6 protein-coding genes are annotated in these 6,311 nt (G+C 72.8%); 5 read left to right on the top strand and 1 reads right to left on the bottom strand.

Features of this window, described 5'->3' with window-relative positions; genetic code table 11:
* The coding region (locus EYA84_RS23975; protein WP_131055565.1) for a hypothetical protein at positions 1-195 on the bottom strand (195 nt) is incomplete at its 3' end.
* A 442-nt stretch (positions 196-637) separates the two neighbouring features.
* Between EYA84_RS23975 and trpC the strand changes: the two genes are divergently transcribed.
* From trpC to EYA84_RS23950, 5 genes are all read left to right on the top strand, one after another.
* On the top strand, positions 638-1,441 hold the full coding sequence (gene trpC / locus EYA84_RS23970; protein WP_176095944.1) for an indole-3-glycerol phosphate synthase TrpC: 804 nt from the start codon (positions 638-640) through the stop codon (positions 1,439-1,441).
* 170 nt (positions 1,442-1,611) lie between these two features.
* Positions 1,612-2,847, top strand: coding sequence for a tryptophan synthase subunit beta (gene trpB / locus EYA84_RS23965; protein WP_131055561.1), 1,236 nt, complete (start codon positions 1,612-1,614; stop codon positions 2,845-2,847).
* A gap of 150 nt (positions 2,848-2,997) precedes the next feature.
* Entirely contained in the window at positions 2,998-3,801 is an 804-nt protein-coding gene (trpA, locus tag EYA84_RS23960; RefSeq protein WP_131055559.1) for a tryptophan synthase subunit alpha, read from the top strand.
* A gap of 163 nt (positions 3,802-3,964) precedes the next feature.
* The gene (gene lgt / locus EYA84_RS23955; RefSeq protein ID WP_131055557.1) at positions 3,965-5,140 is read left to right on the top strand and encodes a prolipoprotein diacylglyceryl transferase; all 1,176 of its coding nucleotides are present in this window, start codon (positions 3,965-3,967) and stop codon (positions 5,138-5,140) included.
* Positions 5,141-5,144: 4 nt separating this feature from the next.
* Positions 5,145-6,311 (top strand): NAD(P)/FAD-dependent oxidoreductase (locus EYA84_RS23950; protein ID WP_131055555.1); only part of this gene is annotated, 1,167 nt, incomplete at its 3' end.

Below are 6,311 nucleotides of genomic sequence, written 5' to 3'. Positions count from 1 at the left end.
GTCCAGCGCGGCCCGCTGGTCGGCCCGGGCCCGGTCGGCGCAGATGGCCTCCCAGGCGTTGCCGCGCGCGGTCCGGATCCGGGTCGGCCCGACGACGGCGCGTTCCAGCGTGTGGACGACACCGACGGCGAGCGAAGCGACGGTACGCGAGATGGTGGTGAGTCCGATGGTCTGCTGCGGCGCGGAGGAATTCATGATCACCCCGGGGAGAGATCGTCGTGGCGATGGGGCAGGCGCGTCATCGAGTGTGCCCGAGTCTGATGCTGCACGTTTCACGTTTCGCGGTGATGACTACGACATCAACACTGCGGCAGGGGCCCTGAGCAGGCAAAGGGCCGTTCGGCCTTGAGCTTGCTCACAGCATCGACCGGCCTCGACGGGGGGTGACCGGTAAGGTCAAGACTGCCGTCGATATGGGTGGGCGTCGATAAGGGGGTGACGGAGAGTCACGCCCTGTTCGCGCAGGTCGGTCATTATGCCGCAGCCCATTTCGTGAGGCGCGCCATACCCCCACCGGTCGGTGCCAGGTGGTGGCACCTAGCATCGGCCCATGACACCCGGAGAGGGGAGTCCGTTGGTGACTGCTGAGCATCCGCACGCGGAAGGGAACGAGGCCGGCCCGGCAGCGTCCGTCAGCGTGCTCGACGAGATCCTGGCCGGCGTCCGCGAGGACGTGGCCCGGCGGCAGGAGCAGGTCCCGATGGAGCGGATCCGCGAACTCGCCGCTGCCGCCCCGCCACCGCTGGACGCGTACGCCGCGTTGCGCCAGCCCGGCGTCGCGGTGATCGCCGAGGTGAAGCGTTCCTCACCGTCCAAGGGCAAGATCGCCGACATCGCCGATCCGGCGGAGCTCGCCGGTGGCTACGCGGCCGGTGGCGCACGGGCGATCAGCGTGCTGACCGAGGGTCGCTGGTTCGGTGGTTCGCTGGAGGACCTCGCCGCGGTCCGGGCGGCGGTCAGCATCCCGGTGCTGCGCAAGGACTTCGTGGTCTCCAGCTATCAGGTGCACGAGGCCCGCGCGCACGGCGCCGACCTGGTGCTGCTGATCGTCGCCGCGCTGGAGCAGAACGTCCTGGTCGGCCTGCTGGAGCGGATCGAGTCGCTGGGCATGACCGCGCTGGTCGAGGTGCACGACGAGGAAGAGGCCGACCGGGCTCTGGAGGCCGGTGCGCAGGTGATCGGGGTCAACGCCCGCGATCTGCGTACGCTGCAGGTCGACCGGTCGGTGTTCGAGCGGATCGCACCCGGTCTGCCGAGCAACGTCGTCAAGATCGCCGAGTCGGGCGTACGCGGTCCGCACGACCTGATCCGGTACGCCTCGGCCGGGGCCGACGCGGTGCTGGTCGGCGAGGGCCTGGTCACCCAGAAGAGTCCGCGGGAGGCGGTGGCCGAACTGGTCAACGCCGGCAACCATCCTGCCACGCCCCGCCCGGCGCGCTGACGCCGTCGTGGCGAGGGGATCTGACATGAGCGAGCCTGTCGAGCGAATCATCCACGCGGTGACTGGTGGCGGCGCGCAGCGGAGCGGAGTGCCGGCATGAGCGAGCCTGTCGAGCGAATCATCGGTGCGGTGGTGCCTCGCGGGGGCACGCAGCGGAGCGGAGTGTCAGCGTGAGCGAGCAGGCGTCTTTCCCGGACTCGGCCGGACATTTCGGTCGGTTCGGTGGTCGGTTCGTGCCGGAGGCGCTGGTCGCCGCCCTGGACGAACTGGACGCGGCACACCGCGCGGCGATGGCCGACGAGTCGTTCCGAGCGGAGTTCGCCGGTCTGCTGCGCGACTACGCCGGCACCCCGTCGCTGCTCTACGAGGCCCGTCGGTTCTCCGCCCGGGTCGGTGCCCGGGTGCTGCTCAAGCGGGAAGACCTCAACCACACCGGCGCGCACAAGGTCCGCAACGTGCTCGGTCAGGCGCTGCTGACCCGGCGGATGGGCAAGAAGCGGGTGATCGCCGAGACCGGAGCCGGTCAGCACGGCGTCGCCACCGCCACCGCAGCCGCCCTGTTCGACCTCGACTGCGTGGTCTACATGGGCCAGGTCGACACCGAGCGGCAGGCGCTCAACGTGGCCCGGATGCGGATGCTTGGCGCCGAGGTGGTGCCGGTGACGAACGGCTCGCGCACGCTCAAGGACGCGATGAACGAGGCGATGCGGGACTGGGTCGCCAACGTCGACGACACGCACTACCTGATCGGGACCGCTGCCGGCCCGCACCCGTTCCCGGCCCTGGTGCGCGACTTCGTGCGGGGCATCGGCGACGAGGCGCGGGCCCAGTGCCAGGAGCTCACCGGTGGACTCCCGGACGCGGTCACCGCCTGCGTCGGCGGCGGCTCCAACGCGCTGGGCATCTTCCACGCCTTCGTCGGCGACCCGCAGGTGCGGCTCTACGGCTTCGAGGCCGGCGGCGACGGGGTGACCACCGGGCGGCACGCGGCCAGCATCACCGGCGGTTCCACCGGCGTGCTGCACGGTACGCGGACCTTCGTGCTGCAGGACGAGGACGGCCAGACCGTCGAGTCGCACTCGATCTCGGCCGGTCTGGACTACCCGGGCGTCGGTCCGGAGCACGCCTGGCTGCACGACACCGGCCGGGCCAGCTACCTGCCGGTCACCGACGACGAGGCGATGGCGGCGTTCGAGCTGCTCTGCCGCACCGAGGGGATCATCCCGGCGATCGAGAGCGCGCACGCGCTCGCCGGCACCCTGGCCGTCGCGCCGAAGCTCAGCGCCGAGCTGGGTCGAGAGCCCACGATCGTGGTCAACCTTTCCGGCCGGGGCGACAAGGACGTGCACACCGCCGGCGAGTACTTCGGCATCCTCGGCTCGGAGCGAAGCGGAGCGACGGCATGAGCGAGCGTCAGCGAGCGAATCGTCGGTGCAGCGCCCTGGTGTCTCATGGCGGCGTGGAGCGAAGCGGAGCGGCGGCATGAGCGAGCGTCAGCGAGCGAATCATCTCGTCCGGGTAGCTCGTGACGGCTCGGAGCGAAGCGGAGCGGCGGCATGAGCCGGATCGGTGGGGCGTTCGAGAAGGCTCGGGCCGACGGCCGCGCGCTGCTGGTCGGCTGCATGCCGGCCGGGTTCCCGACGGTCGAGGGCAGCATCGCCGCGATGACGGCGATGGTCTCGGCGGGCGTCGACGTGATCGAGGTCGAGATCCCGTACTCCGATCCGGTGATGGACGGCCCGGTGATCCAGCGGGCCAGCGACATCGCCCTGGCCGGCGGCGTGCGGACCCGGGACACGTTGCGCATCGTGGAGGAGGTCGCGGCCACCGGCGCGCCGGTGGTGACGATGACCTACTGGAACCCGATCGAGCGGTACGGCGTGGACGCCTTCGCCCGGGACTACGCGGCGGCCGGCGGCACCGGGCTGGTCACTCCCGACCTGATCCCCGACGAGGCCCAGGAGTGGCTGGCCGCGTCGGACGCGCACGGGTTGGACCGCACGTTCCTGGTCGCCCCGTCGTCCACCGACGCCCGGCTGGCGATGACCGTCGCGCACTGCCGTGGTTTCGTCTACGCCACCGCGATCATGGGGGTCACCGGGGCCAGGGCGCAGACCTCGGAGGCGGCGCCGGTGCTGGTGTCGCGGGTCCGGGAGATCAGCGAGATCCCGGTCGGCGTCGGGCTCGGCGTGGGCACCGGGGAGCAGGCCGCCACGGTCGCCGGGTACGCCGACGCGGTGATCGTCGGCAGCGCGCTGATCCGCTGCCTGCTCGACGCCCCCGACCAGGAGGCCGGGCTGACCGCACTGCGGACGCTGAGCGCGGAACTGGCCGAGGGCGTCCGCAACCCGGCCCGCTGAGTCGACCGGTACGCGATCTGCCGGTGCCCCGGGTATGCGCGACGCGCCCGGGGCACACGTGCGACGTTCCTGAGGACAAAAGCCCCAGCGGGCCACGGATGCCGGGCACACGAGGCGGACCGGGGTGACGTTCCGGGGGTCCGCAGCGGTAGCGTGTGCACCCGTGAGTCTCGCCTCGCCGACGTCCCTGGCCGCCCTGCCCAGCCCGAGCACCGCCGTATGGCATCTCGGCCCGATCCCGCTGCGGGCGTACGCGCTGTGCATCATCGCCGGCATCGTGGTGGCCTGCTGGGTCACCGAGCGACGGTTGCGCCAGCGTGGCGTCGCCCCCGGCGCGGTGCTCGACATCGCCCTCTGGGCGGTGCCGGCCGGCATCATCGGCGCCCGGATCTACCACGTGATCACCTCCCCGGCGGCGTACTTCGGCACCGGCGGTGACCCGATCAAGGTCTTCTTCATCCACGAGGGCGGCCTGGGCATCTGGGGTGCGGTGGCCGGTGGCGCGGTCGGCGCCTACATCGCCGCCCGGCAGCTCGGCATCCCGTTCGCGGTGGTCGCCGACGCGCTGGCGCCGGGCCTGCCGCTGGCGCAGGCGATCGGCCGACTGGGCAACTGGTTCAACAACGAGCTCTACGGCGGCCGGACGGACCTGCCCTGGGGGCTGGAGATCCACCGGATGGACGGCGGTCAGGCGCTGCGCGACGAGGCGGGCCGGCCGATCCTGGAGGAGGGGCTCTATCACCCGACCTTCGCCTACGAGGCGCTCTGGAACGTGGGCGTCGCCGCACTGGTGTTCTTCCTCGACCGTAAGCTGCGCCTCGGCCGGGGTCGTGCGTTCGCCCTCTACGTGATGGGCTACACCGCAGGCCGGTTCTGGATCGAGATGATGCGGACCGACGACGCCACCAGCATCCTCGGCGTACGCCTCAACGTCTGGACCGCGGCGCTGGTCTTCGTCGGCGCGTTGATTTACTTCCTCCGGGTGCGCGGGCCCCGTGAGTACCTGATCCCGATCGGCCTGCCGACCGCCACCGCGGCACCGGCCGGTTCGGACGTCTCCCAGGTCGACCTCTCGGCGACGCGTGGCGGCAGCAGCGAGCCGGCGGTGCCGGAGGGCTACCGGGTGGTCAGCGAGGAACAGTTCGCGCACTGGCGACAGACCGGCGAGGCCCCCGGCGAGGTGACCGACCCCGCCGAATCCGACCCCGGCACCCCGACCGACCCTGATCCCCGCACCCCGACCGACGCCGCCGACCCCGGCACCCCGACCGACGAGGACGAGGACACCCCGACCGTCGCCGAGGGCGCGGCGGCACGTCCCGCCGATCGCGACAGCTGAGCCCGTGCGCAGCGCGGTCGTGGTCGGCGCCGGGCTCGGCGGCCTGGCGGTCTCCGGTGCGCTCGCCCGCTCGGGATGGCAGGTCACCCTGCTGGAACGGGCCGACCGCATCCGTCCCGAGCCGACCGCCGTGGTGCTCTGGCCCAACGGCGTACGCGCGCTGCGTGCCCTGGACCTCGGTGCCGGCCTGGACGCCATCGCCACCCCGCTGCCGGACGGCGGGGTGCGCCGACCGGACGGACACTGGCTGGTGCAGCCCCGGCAGACCCCGGTCGAGCGCATGCCCGTCGTGGTGCACCGGGAGGACCTGCACGACACGCTGATCGCGGGCCTGGGCGAGCGCGTCGAGCTGCGTACCGGCGTGACGGTACGCACCGTACGCGCCACTCCGGGGGCCCGGCCGGCGGTCGGTGACGGCCGGCAGACGTTCGAGGCCGACCTGGTGGTCGCGGCCGACGGCGCCGACAGCGTGATCCGCCGTCAGCTCGCCCCGGAGGCGAACGTGGTCAGCTCCGGCTGTGCCGCCTGGCGCGCGGTGATCCCGTGGTACCGCGCACCGGACCTGACCGGCGGTGCACCCGTCGGCGGGGAGATCCTCGGTGCCGGCTACCGCTTCGCCGCCGCCTCCCTCGGCGAGCGCGGCTCCTCCGGCGGGTCCAGCCGGGGCGGCATCTACTGGATGGCGACCGCCGCCGGGGCGCCGCGCCCAGAACCGCCCGAGACCCAGTTGGCGCTGCTGCGACGCTGGTACGCGGGCTGGCCCGCACCGGTCGACGAACTGCTGGCCGCCACCGACCCGGCCGACCTGGTGCAGCAGGAGATCCGCGAGCTGCGTCCGCTGCCCAAGTCGTACGGCTTCCCGGTCGGGCCGGGCGGGGTGGTGCTGCTCGGCGACGCGGCCCACGCCATGCCGCCGCACCTCGGGCAGGGCACCTGCCTGGCCTTCGAGGACGCCGTCACGCTGGCCGCCCTGCTGCGCGAGTCCACGCTGCCGGACGCGGTGCTCGCGTACGACCGGACACGCCGCCCCCGCGCGGCGACGGTGGTCCGGCAGACCCGCCGCATGTCGGCGGTGCTCCAGAGCCGGGGCCGACTGGCGTTGCGCGCCCGCGACGCCGCCCTCGGCACCATCACCCCCCGCCTGCTCGGCAGCGCCGCCGCAGTAGCCGCC

Source organism: Verrucosispora sp. SN26_14.1 (genome assembly GCF_004307965.1).
In the GTDB taxonomy this organism is placed as follows: Bacteria; Actinomycetota; Actinomycetes; order Mycobacteriales; family Micromonosporaceae; genus Micromonospora.
The sequence above is the reverse complement of the archived record's forward strand: the minus strand, read 5'-3'. Positions and strand labels throughout refer to the sequence as shown.

Coding starts and splice junctions, on each gene's coding strand:
- trpA (WP_131055559.1), top strand. CDS start 2,998: ATGAGCCGGATCGGTGGGGCGTTCGAGAAGGCTCGGGCCGACGGCCGC.